Here is a 23,257-nt window from a genome sequence, read left to right as displayed (position 1 = left end):
TTTATACTTCGTTTTTGTTTCATTATTCATCCAGACAACAAAACACACAAAGTGAGGAGGCATGCAATGCGTGCATTAGTTATTTCAACAGTGGTAGGGGCAGCAGTAGTACTATCTGGTTGTCAAACAACTGGTAATAATCTTGGTGGCGTTGAATACGATAAAGCCGCATTAGGTACTTTAATTGGAGCAGCAGCTGGCTACGGTATTTCTAAGTCAAATGCAAACTCAAGCCGTCAAAATAACCGTGCTGCAGCAATCGGTGCAGTTCTTGGTGCCGCTGGTGGTGTATACCTTGACCAGAAAGAGAAAAAATTACGTCAACAAATGGCAGGTACTGGCGTAGACGTTGGCCGTAATCCAGATGGTTCTGTTCAATTGATTATGCCTGGTAGCATTACTTTTGATACAAACAAATCAAACATCAAGCCAAACTTCTATTCAACTTTAGACAAAGTAGCTCAAACATTGGCTGAAGATAACAAGAGCGCGATTTTAGTCACTGGTTATACTGATAACACTGGTAATGACTCTATCAACATTCCGTTATCTCAATCACGTGCACAATCAGTTAAAAACTATTTAGCTGGTAAAGGCCTTTCATCTAGCCGTATCGATGCACAAGGTTATGGTTCTTCTAACCCGATCGCAGATAACTCAACTGCATCTGGCCGTGAACAAAACCGCCGTGTAGAAATCAGCATTTATGCAAAACAATAAGATTTAATTTATTGTGTTAAAAACCACCCTCGGGTGGTTTTTTTATGGACTCTGAATAATAAATAACCACGACAAACTGCGGCGCATAAATTGCATTATTAGACATCATTTATACATATCCGTAGATTTACTATTGGGATTCTAAAACAGAGATGACTATAATCATGCTCGAAAAATTAAGAGGTAATACGCGATGTCATCTGCCAGTCAATTGAACAACAAGCAAGAAGAAGCCATGAAATATACTCAGGGCCCTTTATTGGTGCTTGCTGGTGCTGGTTCAGGTAAAACATCGGTAATTACTCGTAAAATTGCCTATTTGGTGCAGCATTGCCGTATTCCAGCGCATCGTATAACCGCGATGACCTTCACGAACAAAGCTGCACGTGAAATGAAAGAGCGTGTGACCAAGCTTTTGTCACGTGAAGAATCAAAAGGTCTATCTGTCTCCACCTTCCATACTTTTGGTTTAAACCTTTTACGTTTAGAACTTAAAAATTTACCTTTAAAAGCTAATTTTTCGATTTTAGATGCAGATGACTGTAAGCGTATTTTGATGGATCTGATGCACCGCGACAATTTGTCAGGTGCGGAGAGTAAAGAATTAATTGCCAAGGCAATGAAGAAAATTTCAGATTGGAAAAATGATCTGATCGTGCCAGAGCAAGCACATTCAACTTGTGAAACACCTGAAGATGTACAGTTTGCGCATCTTTACCAACTGTATGAACGTAATTTACGTGCTTACAACGCTGTTGATTTTGATGACTTGATTGTTATGCCAACACGCTTATTGCAAGAAAATGCAGAAGTACGTGATAAATGGCAAAACCGTGTTCGCTATTTATTGGTCGATGAATATCAAGATACCAACACAGCCCAGTATATTTTGGTCAAACTCTTAGTTGGGGTGATGGGGCAGTTCACCGCGGTAGGTGATGATGACCAGTCGATCTACGCGTGGCGTGGGGCTAAGCCTGAAAATATGGCTTTGCTTAAACAAGATTTCCCAAATTTACATATTATTAAGCTTGAACAAAATTACCGTTCGACCAGCCGTATTTTAAAAGCTGCCAACTGTGTGATTCAAAATAATCCGCATATTTTTGATAAGAAATTGTGGAGTGATAAGGGGCATGGGGAAGTCATCAGAATTATTACTTGTCGTAATGATGATGATGAAGCAGAGCGCGTGGTAAAAGACTTACTGACTCATAAGTTGATGAACGGCAAAAACTGGAAAGATTATGCGGTTTTGTATCGTGGTAACTTTCAGGCGCGTGTATTAGAAACCCAGCTTCGCCAAATGCAAATTCCGTATAAACTCTCTGGCGGTACTTCATTCTTCGCGCGTGCAGAAATTAAAGATGTAATGAGTTACTTGCGTCTTATTATTAACCCTGAAGATGATAGTGCGTTCTTACGTATTATTAATACACCTAAACGCGCCATTGGGCCGGTTACTCTTGAGAAGTTAGGTTTATTCTCACAAGAAAATAATTTGTCTTTACTTGGTGCTTCTGCTGACCAGCGTTTAAGCATGGTGCTTCCTAAAAAAGCCGAAACTCAACTTCATGAGTTTGCCGACTTTATTGCGACGTTTACTCGTGAATTGCTTGAAGATGATGAGCCTGTGCCTAAAGTTCGTCAAATGATGAATGAAGCTGGCTATATGGATTACGTTCGTGAACAGTCTGCAACACCTGCACAAGAGAAAAGTAAGCTCGATAATATAGAGAACTTATTTAACAGTATTCAAAACCTGATTAATCGCGCAGAAGATGTTGATGAAAAGAACATTGAAAGTGTAATCCGAAAACTGGTTCTACTTGATCTGTTAGAACAGCAGCAGGAAGAAGAAGATACAGATAAAGTCAACTTACTTACTTTGCATGCGGCAAAAGGTTTGGAATTCCCATATGTTTATATTATGGGACTTGAAGAAGAACTTTTACCCCATAAAAACTCAATTGCAGCAGAAACTATTGAGGAAGAACGCCGTCTGATGTACGTGGGAATTACCCGTGCACGCCAAGGTTTAACCTTGACTCTGGCGGAGCAGCGTAAAAATGGCGGGCAGATGAGACAGATGACCCCAAGCCGTTTCCTTGATGAACTCCCTCAAGATGAGTTGGAGTGGTTAGGGCGTAAAAAGAAAATTGCGGCTAATGTTGATCCTAAAGAACAGGCTCAACAATATCTGGCAAATTTAAAAGCTTTATTAAAGCGTTAATTTTTTAATTTTTAGGAAATCCCATGAAAGTTCAAGTGAAATTGCTCGATCCGCGTTTAGGTAAAGAATGGCCTTTACCTTCATATGCAACAGCAGGTTCAGCGGGTTTAGATTTACGTGCCTGCGTCGATGAAGCAATTGATATTGAACCAGGACAAACTGTTTTAGTGAAAACAGGTATGGCAATTTATATTCATGATGTAAATTTTGCTGGTTTAATTTTACCGCGTTCAGGCTTAGGCCATAAACACGGTATCGTGCTTGGCAATTTAGTTGGTTTGATTGATTCGGATTATCAAGGTGAATTGATGGTTTCAGTTTGGAACCGTGGTCAAACCACATTCCGTCTAGAACCAGGTGAGCGCCTAGCACAATACGTTTTAGTTCCAGTTGTTCAAGCTGAATTTGAACAAGTGGAAGAATTTGAAGAAACTTTACGTGGCGCTGGTGGCTTTGGTCACACAGGTAAACAATAAGTTTTTTGAAAATATTAACGAAAATCAAACGCCTGTTGAACAGGCGTTTCTTTTTACATCTTGAATGTTACACTGGATTATATTACAACACGCTTTACTCATATTCTTTTAACTTTTTTAGCAAACAAACCCTTCAAAAATTTTGAATAATCTATGTTTTTGCGATAGATCGAATTGATCTTTAAATAGAAGATACGCTATGAATGTAAGACACTCATTTCCAAAAAGTATTTTTCGTGCTTACGATATTAGAGGCAAACTTTCTTACTTGACTACGGACGTTGTTCGTTCGATTGCCTACGGATTGGCACAACAATACAAACAAGCAAAACAAACTCAATTAGTGATTGGCTATGATGCCCGTCTCACAAGTCCAGCCTATGCACACTTAATTGAAGAAATTTTAATAGAACAAGGTTTAAACGTCACCAATATTGGCTGTTGCTCCACCCCAATGATGTATTACATTGCGCGAGATTTTGGTGGCAATGGCATTATGGTGACAGCAAGCCACAACCCAAAATCGGATAATGGTATTAAGTGGATTTTAAAAGGTGAGCCGCCGTCTCCAGAAATGATTCAGCAGGTTGGCGCTGAAGCCCAAACTTATGTACCAGCTCATTCAATTTCTGTACTTGAGTTAACTCCACCTCAATTTAAAGCTGAGTTTTGCCAAAAATACCAGCAAGCCATTTTTAAAGATATTCAGTTAAAACGTCCTTTAAAAGTTGTTTTAGATGGTTTACATGGTTCTGCTGGACACTGCTCGAAATTGATATTGGAAAAAATGGGATGTGAGGTGATTGCCTTGCGAACCAATCCAAATGGAGAGTTTCCAGACCATGCACCAGATCCTTCACATGCCGCACATTTGAGTGAGTTACGAAAGGCAATTATTGAGCAAAAAGCAGATATCGGCATTGCCCTTGATGGTGATGGTGACCGTGTCGTTTTAGTAGATGAAAAAGCACAAATTCTTACCGCAGACCGATTATTATCACTTTTTGCGCAAATGTGCCTAGAACAGCACCCAGAGCAAGAAATTGTTTTTGATGTGAAATGTTCACGCATGGTTCAAGAAACGGTCGAACAACTTGGCGGAAAAGCAAAAATGATCCGCACGGGTAGTAGTTTCTTAAGAGCTTATTTATCTCAGTCGAATGGACGCGCCATTTTTGGTGGAGAATATGCAGGCCACTACGTTTTTAATGATGGACGTGGTTTTGGCTACGACGATGGTTTATATGCTGCATTACGTGTAATGGAATATTTTACACAATCTGATGCTACAACAATTTCCGAATTGTTTGCTCCTTATCCAGAAAGATGTTGTACAGAAGATACCTATATTGGTACTTATCAGTCCGATCCAAAGTATGTATTACAAGATATTGAAATTTTAAGTCATCGTTTAGGTGCTCGTATCAGTAAAATCGATGGCGTACGTCTTGATTTTGATGATGGTTTTGGCATTATTCGAGCATCAAATACTGGTGAATATTTTACAGTAAGATTTGACGCAGATAATCCTTTACGATTAAAGGAAATCCAGCAAAAATTTGTAGATATGTTGCAAGAGCACTATCCGCAAATTGCACAAGAACTTTCAGAGGCCTAAGTAAGGAGAGGCGTAATGCCCCAACATCAGCATATCGGTGTCGACAAAGCAAAAATCTTGATTGAAGCTTTGCCGTATATTCAACGTTTTACTGGTAAAACGCTGGTGGTGAAATACGGTGGCAACGCGATGACTGATCCGGAGCTAGAAAGTTCATTTGCCCGAGACATCGTTTTACTTAAAACGGTAGGATTAAATCCGATTGTTGTTCACGGTGGTGGGCCACAAGTAGACTCATTTTTAAAGCAGTTAGGCCGCGAGTCTGACCGTATTGACGGTATGCGTGTAACTGATGCTGCAACCATGGAAGTGGTTGAAATGGTATTAGGCGGTAGCGTAAATAAATCAATTGTTAATCTGATTAATAAACATGGCGGCCGTGCTATTGGTTTAACAGGTAAAGATGGTAATTTACTTCGTGCTCGTAAATTGCTTATGGAAAAGCAAGAAGAAGACGGTTCTATCAAACATATTGATTTAGGTATGGTTGGTGAAGTTACTGGTGTTAAAACAGATGTATTGGAAATGTTCACCCAAAGTGACTTTATTCCAGTTATTGCACCACTAGGTGTAGATGAAGAAGGCAATACTTATAATATTAATGCTGATTTGGTTGCAGGTAAGGTTGCAGAAGCATTAGGTGCTGAAAAATTAATCTTGCTCACAAACATTAGTGGCGTGCTGGATGAAAACAAAAATCTGTTAACTGGTCTTACTACGCAAGAAGTTGATCGTCTCATTGAAACAGGCGTGATCTATGGCGGTATGATTCCTAAAGTAGGTTGTGCGCTTGATGCTGTTAAAGGCGGTGTTGTGAGTGCGCATATTGTTGATGGTCGTGTACCACATGCAACACTACTTGAGATATTTACTGATCATGGAGTTGGAACACTGATTTCTAATCGAGCAAAAACTGCTTAATAAAACTGTTCTTCTCAATAAAAAGATCACCCTAGGTGGTCTTTTTTTATACCATTTTAAATTGGTCATTTTTTTGTCATGAGCTTTGACTAGTGTAAGGGGTGTCACTAGGAGCATTCATTATGCTGGAAAAATTTAATCAATATCGCCAAACCTGGACTTTACCTTTAAATCGTCAAAAAGCTATAAATCAGACACAATTTCGTTTTGAATGGGTTGATAATTTAAAAGAATTACAAGATGTACAGCGGTTTCGTGCACAACAATTTAGCCAACAATTTGGAATTCATTTTGAAGATAACTTAGATCAAGACATTTATGATTTTGGTTGTGAGCATGCAGTCTTACGTGAAAAGTGGACTGGTGAAATTGTAGCGTATACCCGCCTAAAATTATTTCAAGGTCATGAGATAGCACAAAGCTACAGCGCACATGAGTTTGATATTGTTCCTCAGTTATCGCACCTGCCTAATGTGTTAGAAATAGGGCGTACCTGTGTCCATCCTCGCTTTCGTAATGGTAAAGCTTTATCGATGCTGTGGTTGAACCTTGCACCGAAAGTGTTATGGTCAATGCGCGCTAAATATTTGATGGGCTGTGTCAGTATTCATTTGCAAGATAATTTGGCTAGAGCGTACTACACGCATCGCCAGATTCAGCAATTATCTGAAAGCAAAACAATTGATATTCGTTCGAAAAAAATCTATGAGCCTGAATATCCTGAGTTCAGTTTTCCACAAGATGAGCGTATGCCAAAATTGTTCCAAATGTATTTGAGCATGCAGTCAAAACTATCGAAACAGGCATTTTTTGATGAAGAATTTAACTGTCTAGATTATTTTGTATTTCTGGAAGTGAATAAAGTGGCGACTTCATTTGTCATGAATAAAATGGGGCAGCGTTAACCATATGTCCTATTTTCTAATAGCCAGCACATATTGAGATTTGCAAGCAATTTTACTCTCATGCACAATAGAGCAGATGGGGTAATTAGAAGTAGTTTAAAAGCGATATGTGCCAGCTATTAGGAATGAATTGTGCAACACCAACGGATATTACGTTTTCTTTCCGTGGTTTTTCACAACGTGCGGGAATTACCTCAGATCATAGTGATGGGTTTGGCATAGCATTTTTCGAAGACAAAGCTTGCCGACTATTTGTGGATAACCAGTCGGCAGTTGAATCTCCAATTGCTGATCTTATCCGTAATTATCCTATTAAATCGCGTAACGTGATCGCGCATATCCGTAAAGCAACTCAAGGTAAAATCACTTTAGAGAACTCTCATCCCTTTATTAGAGAGTTGTGGGGGCGTCATTGGATTTTTGCCCATAATGGTGATTTACATGATTTTAACCCACCACTAAGTGGACGTTTTACCCCTGTGGGTAATACAGACAGTGAACGTGCATTTTGTTATTTGCTTGATCAACTGGTTGAAGCTTTCGGTTATGAAGAACCGAGTCTTGATGAGATATTTGAAGTATTAGAAAAAATTTCTCCACAAATTGCTGAATACGGCACATTTAATTATTGTTTGTCGAATGGGAAGGCATTATTTAGTTACGCGATAACTAAATTACATTGGTTGGTTCGAGAATATCCATTTAATCAGGCTCATTTAATTGACTTAGATGTTGAGGTTGATTTTAGTCAGGTCACTACACCTGAAGATCGTGTGGCAGTTATAACGACAGAACCTTTAACACATAATGAAAACTGGACTGCTTATCAACCAGGTGAAATGATTTTATTTCAACATGGTAAGCCGATTAAAAAAGCAATTACTCATGTGGAAAGATTAAAACGTGAGCAGGAAAATCCAGAACTTAAGCGTATTACTCGTGCAGATCAGTATTAATATAAAGTATATTTAAAATGTATGAATAGAAATATTTATATATATTAAACATTTAACAATAAAGTATTTTGTTTGAAAAATACTTTATTGTTTTGGTTGGTTAATTTATTAAAAAACAAATAAAAACAATAACTTGATTTAAATATAATTTTTATATGATAAAGCCGACAAAATAGCTTTGTTTTTATTTATATCCTTTAAATATATCATGAGGTTTATGCAACAGTCATTGAACATCATTGGGGAGATGTATGAAAATGAAATGGGCTTCAGAATATAATACGGGTATCGAGGTTATTGATGAGCAACATAAACGAATACTTGATTATATTAATGAGATTGATGAAGTAAGAGATGATGAAGATAGACGTCGTATTAAAGATGTTTTAGACAATATTATTGACTATACACAGTCTCATTTTACTTTTGAAGAAAGTTTACAAGAAGAGGCAGATTATAAATATCGAGTTCCACATAAACGTGTTCATGACTTATTTATTAAAAAAATAGAATTATATCGTGAACGTTTTGAAATGGGACATACCATTGAAAAAGAGCTGCAAGAAATTTTAGCAAAATGGTTAATTAACCATATTCAACATGATGATGCTGATTATGTTGGAGCAGTAAAAGAAAATATGATGGGAATTATTAGAGAAAAAGAAAAGAAGAAAGGGAAAAACTGGTTTGCTCGGTTTTTCGCATAATTTAAATAACAAAACTTATAGTTTTAGTTAGCGCAGCAAACTATCGTTTCGGTAGTTTGCTTTTTTTATTGAGCAAACTTTGATTTTCAGGCATGAGACGGGCAAAATATCTATAGTCTTTTTCAAGGAATGCATAATGCAGGACATACCTATGTCACGATGGTTATCGCCCCTGATGGCGTTTTGCTTATCTTTCATCATTATGGCGACATTGGCGCCCGCTATGGGAATCCAGATTGATCGTCAAATCGATTTCTGGTTATTGTGGTTAGGCACAATGCTGTTATTGGCTCTGCCAGTTTGTTATTTGGAAATTGCCTTAGCAAAACGGTCGAAGACTACTGCTTTAAATGCTTTATCAAGTTTAACTCGTGAAGCAGATAGTTCACCAAAATGGCGTTTGGCTGGTTGGCTTGCAGTTATTTTTATTCCATTTTTAGCAGGGAATGTACTGAGTACTGCTGGCAACTTACTGGCAGCACAGCTCAATAATAGTGTTTCTGGGCAAATTGTTTTTGCTGGTCTTGCTGTTGTGGCTTTAATTTTATCTTTTATTCCGCGTCAGATTTTAATTGTGCTAATGACAGTCGGTGTAATCGCTTCTCTTGTTTTAGCTAATACAATGGGAACGACTTTACAGCCTTGGCATTGGACAAATGTTGAGTTTAAAGAATGGGGTAATGCGACAGTACTTGCACTTGTTGCGAGTGGTTTAGGCTTAGGACTTTACTGGCAAAATAGTTTGTCTGTCATTCACTCTCAAGAAGGTGCCACAAAAACTGCACTTCCAATCTGGTTAGCTCAGCTAATTGCCGTCGTCGCGTTTGGTTTCTTTTCTCTTCAAGCACAGCTTCCTGTTTTTACCTGGATTTTTACTGCGGTAATGACAACAGCTCTGTTTATTCAACTTGCTAAAGAACAGCTTGCTCAACGTCAACTGATGTACGTTTTACAATGGGTTGTCATTATTTTGGCAATTGCGGTTTGGGCTGTGCCTGAACTTCATGGCATCTTTACGCTGATTTTAATGCTTTGGGGATTACTGATTTGTTTAATCTATGCCATTTTTGCTGGTTGGATTATGAAAATTAGCCATTTGCGTAAATCGATGAATTTTAGCAATGAGTTGTTCTATAACTTGTGGCGTATTGCAGTGCGTATTGTATTACCGCTTTCAATTGTCATTGCCATGATTGCGGTAGTTGGACAAATGATCTGATGGAAAAAGCTCAGCAAGTGTGGGTTGCTTTTGCAGCCCCAGAGCAACAGTTTTTAGTTGCTATTCCATTTGAAGCTGGTATGACTGCATTACAAGCGGTTGAGGCAAGTGGTTTGCAGACACAGGTAAGTTTGCCTGAGTCATTACAACTTGGCATCTTTGGTGCAAAAGTTGAGGCACATGCGATTTTGCAAGCAGGTGATCGGGTAGAGGTCTATAGACCTTTAACTATTAACCCTAAAGATATACGCCGTAACCGCGCCGAGAAAAATCCTGTGGGACGATATATTAAAAGTAATCGCTTAAAGTAATAAGTCCCATAAATAAAACCCCTCGAAGTATTTCACTTGAGGGGTTTATTTTTATTAGAAAAAACGATTATAGTGGTGGGGCAGTTAAAATCGCTTCTTTAGAAGCAGGTAAACCTGGTTGCGATTCTGGAATAGTTTCTAAACCTTCAATTTTAGTTACTGTGCCAGTGCCATCAAAGTAAATTTTTAAATGCTGACCATGTGCTGCGGGGATTTTTGCCTTTTTAGCATATGTTCCCGGGATATAGTTGTAAATGTAGTCCCAACGTTGAGGATTGAGGGGATCAGTCACAGTTGGACTACCAAGCAAAAAACGCACTTGCTGGAAATTCATGCCGACTTGTACTTGAGAGGCCTGAGCTTTGGTCAAAGGAGTCCCTTGAGGAATATCAACCTTATATACACCAAAGATTGAACAACCAGCAAGGAGTGAAGTGACTAATAACGTCAGCACGAGTTTTTGCATTTTGCTACACTATCCCAATAAATTATGATGCATTTGATCAAAGGATAGATCATACTTCATCTAAATTCTATTGCCTATTCCAACTTGAGATTTGTTGAGAGACCTTTTTTCATGCCTATTTCCAATCAAGATTTGCGCAAAGCTGGACTTAAAGTTACCCTTCCACGAATTAAGATTTTGGAATTATTAGAAAATTCAAAGCAACATCATCTTAGTGCTGAAGATATTTACAAGACTTTGTTAGAACAAGGGGAAGATGTCGGTCTTGCGACAGTTTACCGTGTGTTAACACAATTTGAAGCTGCGGGTATCATTCAGCGCCATCATTTCGAAAATAATCATTCTGTTTTCGAAATTATGCAAGAAGATCATCATGATCATTTGGTTTGCTATAATTGCAACAAAGTTATTGAATTTACTAATGATGTTATCGAGAAGGAACAGCATGCTGTAGCAGAACAACATGGGTTTACCTTAACAGGTCACTCATTAAACCTCTACGGTTACTGTAACGAACCTGAGTGTCAGGAAGTGTTGCGCAAGAAATAATCGTTTTCACATAAAGAAAACAAATAAAAAAGGAAGGTTACGTTTAACCTTCCTTTTTTTATGAAGAAATTACTGTCGGTCGAAGGTTAAATGCTGATTTGTGCCTGCAATTTGATCAGGTCCTTCTTCGGCAAGCTTAATGGTCAAACGCAAATCGTTCGGTGAGTCGGCATGTTTTAATGCATCTTTATAGGTAATTTGGCCTGCTTTATAGAGATCAAATAATGCTTGGTCAAAGGTTTGCATACCGAGTTCACGCGAACGTTTCATTAAATCTTTAATTTCATGAATTTCGCCTTTACGAATGTAGTCTGAAATTAATGGCGAGTTAATCAAAATCTCAATGGCTGCACGACGTGAATTGCCATCTGGTGTTGGAATAAGTTGCTGCGCAATCATGGCTTTTAAGTTAAGCGATAAGTCCATGTAAAGCTGACTGTGGCGATCACTTTCAAAGAAGTGAATAATACGATCGAGCGCTTGGTTGGCGTTGTTAGCGTGCATTGTGGCCAATACAAGGTGACCTGTTTCAGCGAAGCCAATTGCGTAGTCCATGACTTCACGAGAGCGAATCTCACCAATCAAGATCACATCTGGTGCTTGTCGCAAAGTATTCTTTAAGGCAATTTCAAATGAGTCTGTATCAATGCCGACTTCACGTTGGGTAATGATGCAGCCTGCATGTTCATGAATAAACTCGATTGGGTCTTCAATGGTAATGATATGACCTTTAGTATTGTGATTGCGATAGCTGATCATTGAAGCCAGTGAAGTCGATTTACCAGTACCTGTTGCACCAACAAAAATAATGATGCCGCGTTTGGTCATTGATAAATCTTTAAGAACGGGCGGTAACTGCAAGTCATCAATGGAAGGAATTTTAGTTTCAATTCGACGTAGTACCATGCCTGGCATGTCACGCTGCTGAAAAGCGCTCACACGAAAGCGGGCTGTTTTATCACGGTTCATAATGGCAAAGTTACATTCACGAGTGTCCGCAAATTCTTTGCGCTGCTTTTCGCTCATGATGGAATGTAATAGTTGACCAATAACATCCCCTGAAAGACTATTTTTTGAAATTGGAACAATTTGCCCGTTAATTTTCATAGATGGTGCAACACCATCTGTAATAAAAAGATCGGATGATTTTTTTTCAACCATGAGGTTGAGTAGGTCATTAAAATCCATATTTATTCTCTAATTATTTTTATAGGAATGATTCAGGCTGTTTTGCAGCAGTACGTGCAGTTTGTGGGCTAATCACACCACGAGAAACTAGACCTTTTAAGCTTTGGTCGAGTGTCGTCATGCCATGATTTGCACCAGTCTGAATTGATGAATACATTTGTGCCACTTTATTTTCACGAATTAAGTTACGAATGGCAGGAATACCAATCATAATTTCATGTGCTGCGACACGTCCGCCACCATTCTTTTTAAGGAGGGTTTGCGAAATAACAGCCTGTAAAGATTCTGACAACATGGCACGAACCATGTCTTTTTCTTCGGCAGGGAATACGTCAATCACACGGTCAATGGTTTTTGCAGCAGAAGTCGTATGGAGCGTACCAAACACCAAGTGACCAGTTTCAGCCGCGGTAAGTGCTAAACGAATGGTTTCAAGGTCACGCATCTCACCGACCAAAATAATATCGGGGTCTTCACGCAGTGCCGAACGTAGTGCTTCATTAAAGCCATGCGTATCACGATGCACTTCACGCTGGTTAATCAAACATTTTTTTGACTGATGTACAAATTCGATTGGGTCTTCAACTGTTAAAATATGGTCATAACGGTTTTCGTTAATGTAGTCCATCATCGCTGCAAGCGTGGTTGATTTCCCTGAACCTGTTGGACCTGTAACTAACACAATGCCACGTGGGTAATCACAAATATCTTTAAAGATTTGACCTAAGCCTAAATCTTCCATGGTGAGTACTTTTGATGGAATGGTACGAAACACTGCGCCCGCACCGCGGTTTTGGTTAAATGCATTGACACGAAAACGCGCAACATTGGGAACTTCAAAAGAAAAGTCTGTTTCGAGCTTTTCTTCATAGTCACGGCGCTGTTTATCATTCATGATGTCGTAGACCAGACGGTGAACATCTTTGTGGTCTAAAGCTGGTAAGTTAATGCGACGGACTTCACCATCCACGCGAATCATTGGTGGCATGCCAGCAGATAAGTGTAAATCGGACGCGCCATTTTTCACAGAGAAAGCGAGTAGCTCTGTAATATCCATAATTTCCCCAAGTAAATCAAAATATGTCATTATTTTGTAGAATAATATACGGCTTTCACCGAGGCTTACCAACACCTCGCTTTAGGTGAAAAGCAAAAAAGTTTTTTGAAAATGAGAACCTTGTCAATGAATTACCTGCAAGATGCGCGACAGCACGTATTACAGCAAATCCGACGTGCCTGTGAACATGCTCAGCGTGCGCCTGAAACTGTGCAACTTTTAGCCGTATCAAAAACACATCCAAGTGAAAGTTTGCGTGAAATGTATGCAGCAGGGCAAAGAGCATTTGGCGAAAACTATTTACAGGAAGCTTTGGAAAAAATTGAAGCTTTACAAGGTTTAGAAATTGAATGGCACTTTATTGGTCATGTTCAGCGAAACAAGACTAAAAATTTGGCTGAAAAGTTTGATTGGGTACACGGTGTAGATCGTTTAATTATTGCTGAACGATTATCTAATCAAAGGCTTCAAGATCAATCTGACTTAAATATTTGTTTGCAAGTGAATATTGACGGGCAAGATAGTAAAGATGGTTGTGCACCAGATGAGGTTGCCGAGTTAGTTGCTCAAATTAGTCAATTACCCAAAATCAGACTACGCGGTTTGATGGTGATTCCAGCGCCGGACAATACTGCCGCTTTTAAAGATGCTAAGCATTTGTTTGACGAGGTGAGAGAAAAACATGCTCACCCTGAAGACTGGGATACTTTAAGCATGGGAATGTCGAGTGATTTAGAGGCTGCAATAGCCGCAGGTTCAACCATGGTCCGTGTGGGAACTGCTTTATTTGGTGCTAGAGACTATTCGCAAAAGGGTTGATGTACGCTATTTCGTACGTTCATTGCGTCCTTTTGCGGCTATGGCGGGAAGTGGTTTTCACTTATTATGAATTCATCAGGAGACAGGATGTTTCTAAGAATAACAATAAACAGTGATGAATGGATGCATACAGGTACGACAGGAGTTATACCAACGCAGATTCTAAAAAAGCCCCGACAGGATGTCGGGGCTTTTTAGTTTTAACCAATGATCTCGATGGTACTTGCGCCAGCACCAAGAGGTTTCACTTGAATTTGTACAGGAATACGCTCATGCATTTCTTGAATGTGCGAGATGAGAACAACCTGACGACCCTGATTTTGTAATTGATCTAAAGCATTCATTACCATATGCAAAGAAGATGCATCTAAGGTTCCAAAACCTTCATCAATAAACAGAGATTCAATTTTCATTGAACCTGAAGCCATATTGGCAATGGCTAAAGACAAGGCGAGGGCTGTTAAGAAGGATTCACCGCCGGATAAAGACGAAACCGAACGCATTTCTCCATCCATATCGTGGTCGATAATGGCCAGACTTAAAGATTGGTCAAGTCGTTTTAATGTATAGCGTTGAGAAAGCATAGCCAGTTGCTGGTTGGCATATTCCACTAAAATATCCAGATGATATTGCTGGGCATAGTCACGGAACTCTTTGCCTTTGGCATCGCCAATCAGACCTGAAATTTTGCTCCAGCGATGTTCTTCTTGCTGAATGTTTTGAATTTGCTGAGCGTATTGTTGCTGTTTCGCAAGGTTTTGCTGGTGCAGCTCTAACTTCAGTTTGAGCTGATCACGAACTTCCAGTTGGGCTTTAAGCTCTGCAATATTGTCTTGAATCAGGTTCAGGAGCTTTTCAAATTCAATATCTGGTTGAGTTTGTAAGTGATCAGTCAATTGCTCTTGCATAGTCTTAAGGGCAGATGAAGCTTCACTGAGTAGACGTTCTGCCTGATTAAGGCGGTTACGGATATCTTGCTCTTGTGCTGAATTAATCTGTATGAGCGCCGTAAAGTCCTGCGCCTGAAAATCAGAATGCCCGTTTAACCAGTTTTGAATTTGCGCATTAATCTGTTGTTGATGTTGCTCGGTGTGTTGATGTTGATGCTTGAGCTGATCTAGCGCCTGTTTTTGTTGCTCGAAGTGCTGTCTGGTCTGTTCAAAACGTTGTTTAGACGCATGATAAGCCGTTTGTTGATGCTGACGTTTGGCATCATGCTCCATTAACCAATCATGAGGCTTAATGTCAGAAAGGCCTGTCATTTGTTGAATAAGTAATACCGCTTTTTCATTATTTTGTTGACCCTTGAGTGTAATTTCTTTGAGATTTTGGTCGATCTCATTAATTTGTTTGGTCATTTGCTCAAGGTTAGCTGTCAGCATTTTAAGTTCTTGTTGCTGCTGTTCAAAACGCTGAGAAAGCTGTTCTTGTTGTTCAAGTTGCTTAGCACGTGCGTCGAGAATTGACCAAGTCTGCTTAGCTGTTTGGCTACTCGACTGCTGCCATGCGTGCTGCTCGGATTCAGATAGGCACTGAACAATATGCTGAACTTGCTGTTGCCATTGCTGTGCCGTATTGAGCAAGCTTTCACTACGCTGAACATGTTGAAGCAACTGGTTTTGCTGCTTAATCGCTTGGGTTAAATGCAAGTTTTCTGAGTCAAATGAACTTATTGCAGTTTGAGTTGCTTGTCTAAGCTCGCTAAGAGTTTGTAAGGTTTGTTCTGGAGGTTGAGCAAGATCAATTTGCAATTGGTTGAGACTTAATTGCTGAACAAGATCTTGCTGTAAGCTCGTCTGTTTTGCTTTAACTTGAGATAAATATTTTTGAACTTGTTCGAGCTCGGCACGACACAGGGTAAGTGTCTGCTGTTCGCTTTGCCACGCGTTAAATTTAGTTTGCTCTAGCGCTACTGCCTGTTGTTCTTGCTGTTGCTGCAAGTCGAATAAGGCCTTGGAAACTGTGCTGTCATCGATGCGGTACGGGTGATGCGTGCTGCCACAGACTAAACAAGCTTCGCCTTCTTTAAGATTGGCTCTTAACTGCTCAATATTCTCTGTATGCAATAAACGTTGCTGTTGCAAGATGTGCTGTAACTTTTCACGCTCTGTTTTTGCTGTTTGGTAGTCTTGCTCAGCTAACTGGCAAACGGTTTTAAGCTGCTGTTCTTGAGCGGAGGTTTGAGTATGTTTTTCGGTGAATTGCTGAAGCTCAGCATATAGCTCATGATAAATTTTAACTTTTTGTTGAATGAGGTCTAGCTGAGTAATTTGAGCAAGCTTTTGTTCTTTATCTTTACGCTGTTGCTCAAGTTTTACCTCAATCTGTTCAACCGTACCCACCGAAGTCGTCAGTTGTTCAAGTTCACTTTTAGCTTCCGATAGCTTTTGACGAGCAAGAGCAGGGTTTCCAAGCTGTTGTTCAATCGCTTCGTAGTTTTGAATAAATTGCCCGAGTTGATGTAAATGGGCTGAAAGGCCTTTATCTAATACAGCATATTGCCCAGTCTGAGTAAGCTGTTGTTGCAGATGTACCTGATTTTGTTGAAGCTGCTCAATCTGTTGTTGAACCGTGTTTTGCTGTTGTTGCAACGGGTTGAGTTTCTGCTCTAGAACATTTCTTTTTTCTTTACACTTTTTATATTCATCTGCAATAAATGTTCGCTCTTGAATGGACTGTCGAACCTGATTTAAAGCAGGTTGATGCTGTTGCTCAAAATCGAGCGTTTGTTTGAGCTCTTGCTCTGCTGATTGATATTGTTTTTGTCCACTTTCAAAAATTTGAACCAAATCATTAAACTTAATTTGAGCTTGCTGAATTTGCGGCTCAAGTTGTTGTAGAGTTTGTAAATTTTGAGTCTGCTGAAAGACCTGTGGGCGTATTTCAGAGAAAACTTCGAGTCGTTTTAATTGCTCACGTTCACCCGCAAGTTGCTGATGCTGGTTTTGCTGGTTTTGAAACTGTTGCTGTTTAGCTTGAACCTCAAGCTCAAGTTTGGCTTTGCGTTCAAACCATTGTTGTTGTTTATCCAACACATTTTTTTGTTGTTCTAATTTTTGATAGTTCTCTTGAGCTTGTTGATATTGTTCGGTAAATACTGTGATTTCTTCATCAGATAAAATCTCAATATGACCTAAAAACTCTTCAAGCTGTTTACGCTGTTTGGCAATATCTGCTGTTTTACGAAAAGCCAGTTCACCAATTTTGGCGAAAATACTCGAGTTTGTCAGGTACTCAAGTAGTTCACCGCGTTCACTATCTCTTGCTTTTAAAAACGCAGTGACTTCTGACTGGGCAAGTAAAACAGCACGGGTAAATTGTTCAAATGAAAGCTGGGTAATTTGTTTAACTTTTTCATCAACTGCTTTGGCTTTGTCGGCAAGCACCACACCATCGGTCAGGCATTTTAAGTGACGTTGCACGCTTTGTAATTTACCATTCGGATTTTCACGCGCACGTTTAATTTCCCAGCGTGCTAAATAGCGTTTTTGATCTTGTGCAATAAAGCAAAGTTCAGCAAAACCATGTCCCGTACCGCGGCGTAATACAGTTAAAGGCGAATTGGTGAGTAACTCTGAACCATCAACATCTTTTAATTTACCATCGCTGTCTTTAAGGCGAGGAACGCGATTAAAAAGGGCAAGGCACATGGCATCTAAAATGGTTGACTTACCTGCGCCTGTTTTCCCCACAATGGCAATTAAGCCTGCGTGAGCTAGAGGCGCACTTTCAAAATCAATAAAGTGCTCGTCAGAAAGAGATGCCAGATTTTTTATACGAATAGATAAAATTTTCATGACATGTCCTTAAGGGGTTGCATCATTTTCAAGATTTTTTTGTGCTTCTTGTACCAGACTTAGAAAATCTTTTAAGACTGCATCATCGGCACTGTAACCTTGTTTTTCCCAGATATTCTGAAACAGCTTTTCTGGGGTAGGTGGTTCAAGTGCAATTTGCTGAGCGGTATCGGTGTCCGAAGCATCTTGGCTCACATATTGACGTGAAATACGCACTAAACGGTAGCGGTCAGGCGGTAGAGCCGCTTCAAACTGCTGACGTAAATTAGGTTGTGGCGGCGTTAAACTATAATATTCAATATCGACATATTCACGGTGGTCAATATTCTCAATCACGCCGTTTGGCAATGCTTTGAGTTGTTGCAAGACCTCATTTAATTCACCACGAATACGATGTAATTGGATACAACGCGGAATTTCAACAGCCTCAAATTGCAAACGGCTGTCTGTCTCTTGAGTTGGATCAATTTTGACTTCAACCACTTGGTGCTTATAGTTAATTTCACTAAAAGAAAGTGGAATGGGCGAGCCGCTATAACGAATGTGCGGCTGACCTACTTTTTGTGGTTTATGTAAGTGCCCTAAAGCGACATAGTCGACAGCATCTTCAAATAAAGTCGTTGAAAGTGCTTCTTCATTACCAATAATAATTGGGCGTTCAGAGTCGGATGTTTCTCCACCTTGCATATGAGCATGCGACATCAAAATAAGAGCTTGGTCTGGTGTTTTACGACGCTTCGCTTCTGCAATCAGTTGTTCATGCAAATAGGCAATCGCATTTTTGCTATTGGTGGTATGTTCATTAAAGCCCGTAATTTCTGCCGAACGTAAAAAAGGTAGGGCAAGGCACCACGCCACAATTTCTTGATTTTGATTATAAATAGGCAAAAGCAGACGATCGAGATCTAGGGTTTTATCTTCGTTCCAACGAACCACGCCCACGGTTTTTGCATTGTATTTTTCTAAAAGTGGTTCGACCTGTTCAATACGGTAGCCTGAGTCATGGTTACCTGCAATCATGAGCGTTTGCATGTGCGGTGCAATCCGGTGTGCATCTGCTAAAAATTGGTAGAGTTGTTTTTGTGCTTGTGAACCCGGATTAATCACATCAAAAATATCGCCGGCAATAAGCAGAGCATGCGGTTGTTTTTCTTGAATTTGAGTAAGCAACCAACTTAAAAATTGTTGGTGTTCGTAGTGACGTGAATGATTATAAAAAAACTGCCCCAAATGCCAGTCAGAAGTATGTAGAAAATGTACGGACATAGAAACAGACATCAAGCCAAAATAAACACAGATACGTTAGCATAAATTGGCAGGAGATTTTATAAAGACATTTTAAAGTGCTCGATATTTAAGCCTACGCTGAAATCTGAATTAATTTTGTCACTTTAAACTTTGCTTTGTTACTATCAGTTCAAACAATGAACTTTGAGAACAAAATGACCATTCATAAATACGAAGTAAAAATACAGTGGGAAGGCAATACAGGTACAGGCACTTCATCTTATCGTTCATATAAGCGCGACTTTAGTATTCAACATCCACAAAAAGCCACTATTCAAGGTTCATCAGACCCTGCCTATTTAGGCGATGTGACCAGATGGAACCCAGAAGATTTATTGGTTGCATCAGCTTCAGCTTGCCATAAGCTGTGGTATTTACACCTATGCGCAGTCAATCATATTCATGTGCTGAGCTATGTCGATCATGCACTTGGATTTATGGAGGATGCGGATCCAGTTAAACGTGGTCACTTTACCCAAATTATTTTAAAGCCAGAGATTGTTTTAGAAAAAGGTGCCGATCAAGAACTTGCTGCTAAATTACATGAAGAAGCGCATCATGAATGCATGATTGCCAACTCAGTTAATTTCCCAATTACATGTGAAGCCACTTTTAGTTTTGCCGAAGAATAAATATGAAATAGCCACCGATAAAAAGGCGGTGGCTATATATTAAAAAATAAATAGAGTCGTTAAATAAGATCTTTAAGCTGCATTTTCATCAACTTGAAAAATACCAAAAACGTTGTGGTCTAAATCGACAAAGTAACCATGCCAAGCACGACCGGGAATGGCGAATTTATCCATCGCGACAATACCTCCTTGCGCTAAAATTTTTGCAGCCACTTCATCGAAATTTTCGACCTGAACCGAGCAGGTAAATGCATTGGTGCCATATTCCATTGGTGGCGTTTGGGCTGGGCGTTTTAATAGTCCACCCATGATTGAGGGTGTTTCTATACGGTAATATTCAATTGGTAAGCTTTCATCGAGTTTAAATTGCCAGCCAAACACAGCTTGATAAAACTGCGCGTCTCGGGCAGGATTTGAAGACTGGATTTCAAAATAGGCAATGTTGTTCATATTATTAAAAACATATTTTCATGGTGTAAAAAGTATACGCATAGCCTTTATGACCATGAAACAACTATTGTGTATGTAGAGCGTAAAATAAATGAAAGTGCCAGAAAATAAAAACCGACGATTCGAGTGATGAGAGAATCGTCGGTCAAAAACTTCATCAAGGGTTTCGGCTGCTAACAAAACCTAATCTGAAGGAAGAAAAGAGTCGTAATGAAAGGTCACCGATACAATTCTGCGGATGCCGTGCAAAGGAAGTATTCGGTTGCTGCGACCTTATTACCCTATATAACGTCAAGAGATTCAGATTGGTTGACAGAAAAATGAAAAAAAATTGAAAAAAATTTATAATTATTTTTTGAACCCATAAATTAGGCAAAAAGATGACCAAATTACGCTCTTACTTTCTCTGGTTTTTTGCTTTATGCATAGGACTCACCTTAATTGTAGGTGTGGTTGCAGCACTATTACCAGCGAGTGTAGGTGGTATTTTAACAGCCGTTCCATATTTAGGCGCAATGATTTTTGTCCTGTTTAAATTTTTAAAGAAAGAACGCCGTGCACCGACTCTACAAGAAAAAAAGAAATTTACTTTAGGCTTTACCCTGATTTTTTGGGGCTATAACTTGTGTGGTGTTTTATTCGGCTTATTTTTATTTGCCAGGAAAGACCCAGAGATTTTGCAGAACTTTATGCTTTACCTGAAACAGCCTCAGTTTTTAAGCATTATGCTCATTATGCTTTTAATGTTAGCGATCCCGCTTTATTTAATTACCTATTGGTTTTATGGGAAACAGGCACAGCGAATGGCAAGCAAAATGTTTAATGTGCAATAGATCACTACAAAAACGAATACGATTAGACATGAATTATTCTTATAGAATCTAATAAAGCTTGTGTCCTCGGTTTTGGAGGAAATATGAATAAGAATGTATTAATTACGGGTGCTAGTGGTTTTATCGGAACGCATTTAATTAAGTTCCTGCTGCAAAAAAATTATAACGTGATTGCTGTTACGCGGCAGGTTGGGAAGAAATCTGACCATCCTGCCTTACAGTGGGTGCAAAAGCTTGAAGATATTTCGACACGTCAAATTGATTATGTCGTGAATTTGGCGGGTGCAAATATTGGCGAAAAACGCTGGACCGAATCACGCAAAAAACAACTCATTGAAAGCCGAGTGAACACGACACGAAAGTTATATGCATGGCTAAAGCAATCTGAAATTTTTCCAGAAGTGATTGTCTCTGGCTCAGCGATTGGTTATTACGGTATAGATGATCAAGAAAAATGGGCAGAATTGTGCACCGAACAAAGTTCACCACAGCCTATTTTTATGTCTGAGCTTTGCCAAGAATGGGAGCGCGCAGCTTTAGCAGATACTCAGCAAAATACCAAAATTATTCGCTTAGGTGTGGTGTTTGGGCAGGGCGGTGGCATTTTGCCTAAAATGTTGCTTCCTATTCGACTCAATTTAGTCGGTCAAATTGGTCAAGGTCGTCAGCCAGTAGTTTGGGTACACATTGAAGATGTGTTAAACGCAATCGAGTTTATATTTAAGCATCCTCAATCAGCTCAGATTCATAATGTAGTAGCGCCAGAAAATGTGACCCAGAAGGTATTTGTTGAACAAGCTGCTGCGGTACTCAATAAGAAACCACTGTTGTCAGCACCCAGTACGGTTTTCCGCTGTTTGTTAGGGGAGCAATCGCAATTGGTCTTAAATGGTCAATACGTTAAACCCGCTGCCCTGCAAGCAGAAGGATTTAAGTTTGCTTATCCTCAGTTAAAAATGGCTTTAGAGAATGTACTCGCGTCAGGCTAAGATTTTATTTTGCAGGCGCTCTGGTGAATATGCTTTGGCATCAACTAATGTCGGTTGACCCAGCATAAGCTGACGGAGCAATTGAGCAGAGCCGGCGCCCATACATAAACCATTTCTAAAGTGACCAAAGTTTGCCCAGAGGTTGTCCATTTCAGGCATTTTGCCAATGTAGGGAACACCATTTGGTGAACTTGGTCTGAGGCCTGCCCAGCGCTGTACAATCGGAAAATCGGCCAGTTCAGGCACCATATCCAAACATGCTTCTAAAATATTGTGTTGGGTTGTTTCGTCAGTGGAAGTGTCGAAACCACGATGTGCCATGCTTGACCCACACACGATATGACCGTCCATACGTGGAATCAGATACATCACTCGATTCATGCACATGGTTGGTAGCCAGTGAGCAGGGGTTTTAAATAGCAGCATTTGACCTTGAACAGGTTCAACCGGAATTTCGAGTTGTAATTGTGAGTTCCAGTAATGGCTCCAAGCACCCGAAGTTATTACAAAATGATCTGCTGTATGTTTGCGACCATCTTCGGTTTGGAGCGCTTGTATAACATCATCCTGTTGAATCAGTTTTTTAACAGCAGAGTGTTCAAAAAACTCAACATTTGGATGCTGTTTTAAATAGCTAATCAGCGACTGTAAAACGCGTGGATTGCGAATATTAGACAGTTCAGGGAAATAAATGGCTTGTTGAAACTGATCGGAAATATGCGGGTTGACTTGCTCTAGGGCATCTCGCTGTAAATATTCACAGCGTTGCATGGGTTCTTGATGTTGATTTGCGTAGGAAAGTCCGACGTCAAAATCTTCTTCATCAAAAATCAGCATGCCTGTGTCATGAATTTCAAAATCAATCCCTGTAACAGGGGAGAGTTTTTGGTTCCATGCTTGATAAGACGCTTTACCAAACTGAGCAAGTTGGTTCACTGCATGCACATAACGCCACGGATACATCGGAGAAAGAATCCCTCCGCCAGCCCAAGAGGCTGCTTGTCCCGCTTGTTGTTGATCGAAAATGCTGACGGTACAGCCTTGTTCAACCAACTCTAGCGCAGACATTAATCCACTAATGCCCGCGCCAATGATTGCAATATGCATGCAGTGTTATCCTTTCT

22 protein-coding genes are annotated in these 23,257 nt (G+C 39.7%); 15 read left to right on the top strand and 7 right to left on the bottom strand.

The window, feature by feature from the left end:
* Positions 1-66: 66 nt before the first annotated feature.
* The 10 genes from AC07M3_RS06590 to AC07M3_RS06545 all read left to right on the top strand — a co-directional run bounded on the left by AC07M3_RS06590 (position 67) and on the right by AC07M3_RS06545 (position 10,066).
* The gene (locus tag AC07M3_RS06590) at positions 67-720 is read left to right on the top strand and encodes a YiaD family glycine zipper/OmpA-like lipoprotein (RefSeq protein WP_005042643.1); all 654 of its coding nucleotides are present in this window, start codon (positions 67-69) and stop codon (positions 718-720) included.
* 193 nt (positions 721-913) lie between these two features.
* Positions 914-2,953 (top strand): UvrD-helicase domain-containing protein, encoded by a 2,040-nt coding sequence (locus AC07M3_RS06585; protein WP_005042641.1) that lies wholly within the window; start codon positions 914-916, stop codon positions 2,951-2,953.
* Between the two features lie 23 nt (positions 2,954-2,976).
* Positions 2,977-3,429 carry a dUTP diphosphatase gene (gene dut, locus AC07M3_RS06580; RefSeq protein ID WP_003653255.1) on the top strand — a complete coding sequence of 151 codons (453 nt, stop codon included), beginning with the start codon at positions 2,977-2,979 and terminating at the stop codon, positions 3,427-3,429.
* 199 nt (positions 3,430-3,628) lie between these two features.
* Positions 3,629-5,047 carry a phosphomannomutase/phosphoglucomutase gene (locus tag AC07M3_RS06575; RefSeq protein WP_494566887.1) on the top strand — a complete coding sequence of 473 codons (1,419 nt, stop codon included), beginning with the start codon at positions 3,629-3,631 and terminating at the stop codon, positions 5,045-5,047.
* A gap of 15 nt (positions 5,048-5,062) precedes the next feature.
* On the top strand, positions 5,063-5,968 hold the full coding sequence (gene argB, locus AC07M3_RS06570) for an acetylglutamate kinase (RefSeq protein WP_003653251.1): 906 nt from the start codon (positions 5,063-5,065) through the stop codon (positions 5,966-5,968).
* Between the two features lie 122 nt (positions 5,969-6,090).
* Positions 6,091-6,873 carry a GNAT family N-acetyltransferase gene (locus AC07M3_RS06565; protein ID WP_202743887.1) on the top strand — a complete coding sequence of 261 codons (783 nt, stop codon included), beginning with the start codon at positions 6,091-6,093 and terminating at the stop codon, positions 6,871-6,873.
* A gap of 107 nt (positions 6,874-6,980) precedes the next feature.
* Entirely contained in the window at positions 6,981-7,829 is an 849-nt protein-coding gene (locus AC07M3_RS06560; protein ID WP_003653249.1) for a class II glutamine amidotransferase, read from the top strand.
* A gap of 251 nt (positions 7,830-8,080) precedes the next feature.
* Positions 8,081-8,536 (top strand): bacteriohemerythrin, encoded by a 456-nt coding sequence (locus tag AC07M3_RS06555; RefSeq protein ID WP_092707714.1) that lies wholly within the window; start codon positions 8,081-8,083, stop codon positions 8,534-8,536.
* A 151-nt stretch (positions 8,537-8,687) separates the two neighbouring features.
* The gene (locus AC07M3_RS06550) at positions 8,688-9,755 is read left to right on the top strand and encodes a hypothetical protein (protein ID WP_494566886.1); all 1,068 of its coding nucleotides are present in this window, start codon (positions 8,688-8,690) and stop codon (positions 9,753-9,755) included.
* Positions 9,755-10,066, top strand: a complete 312-nt coding sequence (locus AC07M3_RS06545) for an RnfH family protein (protein WP_307011124.1) — start codon at positions 9,755-9,757, stop codon at positions 10,064-10,066. Before AC07M3_RS06550 ends, AC07M3_RS06545 begins: the two co-directional genes overlap by 1 nt.
* Before the next feature lie 67 nt (positions 10,067-10,133).
* On the opposite strand, the gene AC07M3_RS06540 is transcribed toward AC07M3_RS06545, so the two are convergent.
* On the bottom strand, positions 10,134-10,532 hold the full coding sequence (locus AC07M3_RS06540; RefSeq protein WP_003653245.1) for an outer membrane protein assembly factor BamE: 399 nt from the start codon (positions 10,530-10,532) through the stop codon (positions 10,134-10,136).
* Positions 10,533-10,643: 111 nt separating this feature from the next.
* Here AC07M3_RS06540 and fur point away from each other — a divergent pair, with 111 nt between their 5' ends.
* On the top strand, positions 10,644-11,081 hold the full coding sequence (fur, locus tag AC07M3_RS06535; RefSeq protein ID WP_003653242.1) for a ferric iron uptake transcriptional regulator: 438 nt from the start codon (positions 10,644-10,646) through the stop codon (positions 11,079-11,081).
* A 69-nt stretch (positions 11,082-11,150) separates the two neighbouring features.
* On the opposite strand, the gene AC07M3_RS06530 is transcribed toward fur, so the two are convergent.
* A complete protein-coding gene (locus AC07M3_RS06530) occupies positions 11,151-12,269 on the bottom strand; it encodes a PilT/PilU family type 4a pilus ATPase (RefSeq protein WP_004641663.1) in 1,119 nt (372 codons plus the stop codon).
* A 19-nt stretch (positions 12,270-12,288) separates the two neighbouring features.
* Entirely contained in the window at positions 12,289-13,326 is a 1,038-nt protein-coding gene (locus AC07M3_RS06525; RefSeq protein WP_003653239.1) for a type IV pilus twitching motility protein PilT, read from the bottom strand.
* 126 nt (positions 13,327-13,452) lie between these two features.
* Here AC07M3_RS06525 and AC07M3_RS06520 point away from each other — a divergent pair, with 126 nt between their 5' ends.
* Entirely contained in the window at positions 13,453-14,145 is a 693-nt protein-coding gene (locus AC07M3_RS06520) for a YggS family pyridoxal phosphate-dependent enzyme (RefSeq protein WP_494566885.1), read from the top strand.
* Between the two features lie 200 nt (positions 14,146-14,345).
* On the opposite strand, the gene AC07M3_RS06515 is transcribed toward AC07M3_RS06520, so the two are convergent.
* Positions 14,346-17,942: an AAA family ATPase gene (locus AC07M3_RS06515; RefSeq protein ID WP_494566884.1), complete on the bottom strand. Its 3,597-nt coding sequence runs from the start codon at positions 17,940-17,942 to the stop codon at positions 14,346-14,348.
* 9 nt (positions 17,943-17,951) lie between these two features.
* Positions 17,952-19,220, bottom strand: coding sequence for an exonuclease SbcCD subunit D (locus AC07M3_RS06510; protein WP_494566883.1), 1,269 nt, complete (start codon positions 19,218-19,220; stop codon positions 17,952-17,954).
* A gap of 164 nt (positions 19,221-19,384) precedes the next feature.
* On the opposite strand from AC07M3_RS06510, the gene AC07M3_RS06505 reads away from it, so the two are divergent.
* Complete coding sequence (locus tag AC07M3_RS06505) at positions 19,385-19,861, top strand: OsmC family protein (protein ID WP_307011112.1); 477 nt, start codon at positions 19,385-19,387, stop codon at positions 19,859-19,861.
* 72 nt (positions 19,862-19,933) lie between these two features.
* On the opposite strand, the gene AC07M3_RS06500 is transcribed toward AC07M3_RS06505, so the two are convergent.
* On the bottom strand, positions 19,934-20,311 hold the full coding sequence (locus tag AC07M3_RS06500) for a VOC family protein (protein ID WP_001059437.1): 378 nt from the start codon (positions 20,309-20,311) through the stop codon (positions 19,934-19,936).
* A 380-nt stretch (positions 20,312-20,691) separates the two neighbouring features.
* On the opposite strand from AC07M3_RS06500, the gene AC07M3_RS06495 reads away from it, so the two are divergent.
* Both AC07M3_RS06495 and AC07M3_RS06490 read left to right on the top strand, forming a co-directional pair.
* Positions 20,692-21,144: an ABZJ_00895 family protein gene (locus tag AC07M3_RS06495; RefSeq protein WP_133746642.1), complete on the top strand. Its 453-nt coding sequence runs from the start codon at positions 20,692-20,694 to the stop codon at positions 21,142-21,144.
* Between the two features lie 83 nt (positions 21,145-21,227).
* Positions 21,228-22,133, top strand: a complete 906-nt coding sequence (locus AC07M3_RS06490) for a TIGR01777 family oxidoreductase (protein ID WP_494566882.1) — start codon at positions 21,228-21,230, stop codon at positions 22,131-22,133.
* Here the strand turns inward: AC07M3_RS06490 and AC07M3_RS06485 are convergent.
* Positions 22,125-23,240 carry an NAD(P)/FAD-dependent oxidoreductase gene (locus AC07M3_RS06485; protein WP_494566881.1) on the bottom strand — a complete coding sequence of 372 codons (1,116 nt, stop codon included), beginning with the start codon at positions 23,238-23,240 and terminating at the stop codon, positions 22,125-22,127. The two genes, AC07M3_RS06490 and AC07M3_RS06485, sit on opposite strands and share 9 nt — an antisense overlap.
* Between the last annotated feature and the right edge of the window lie 17 nt (positions 23,241-23,257).

This window comes from Acinetobacter sp. GW821-FHT09D10 (assembly GCF_059416285.1).
This window is presented reverse-complemented; position numbering and strand designations above follow the sequence as displayed.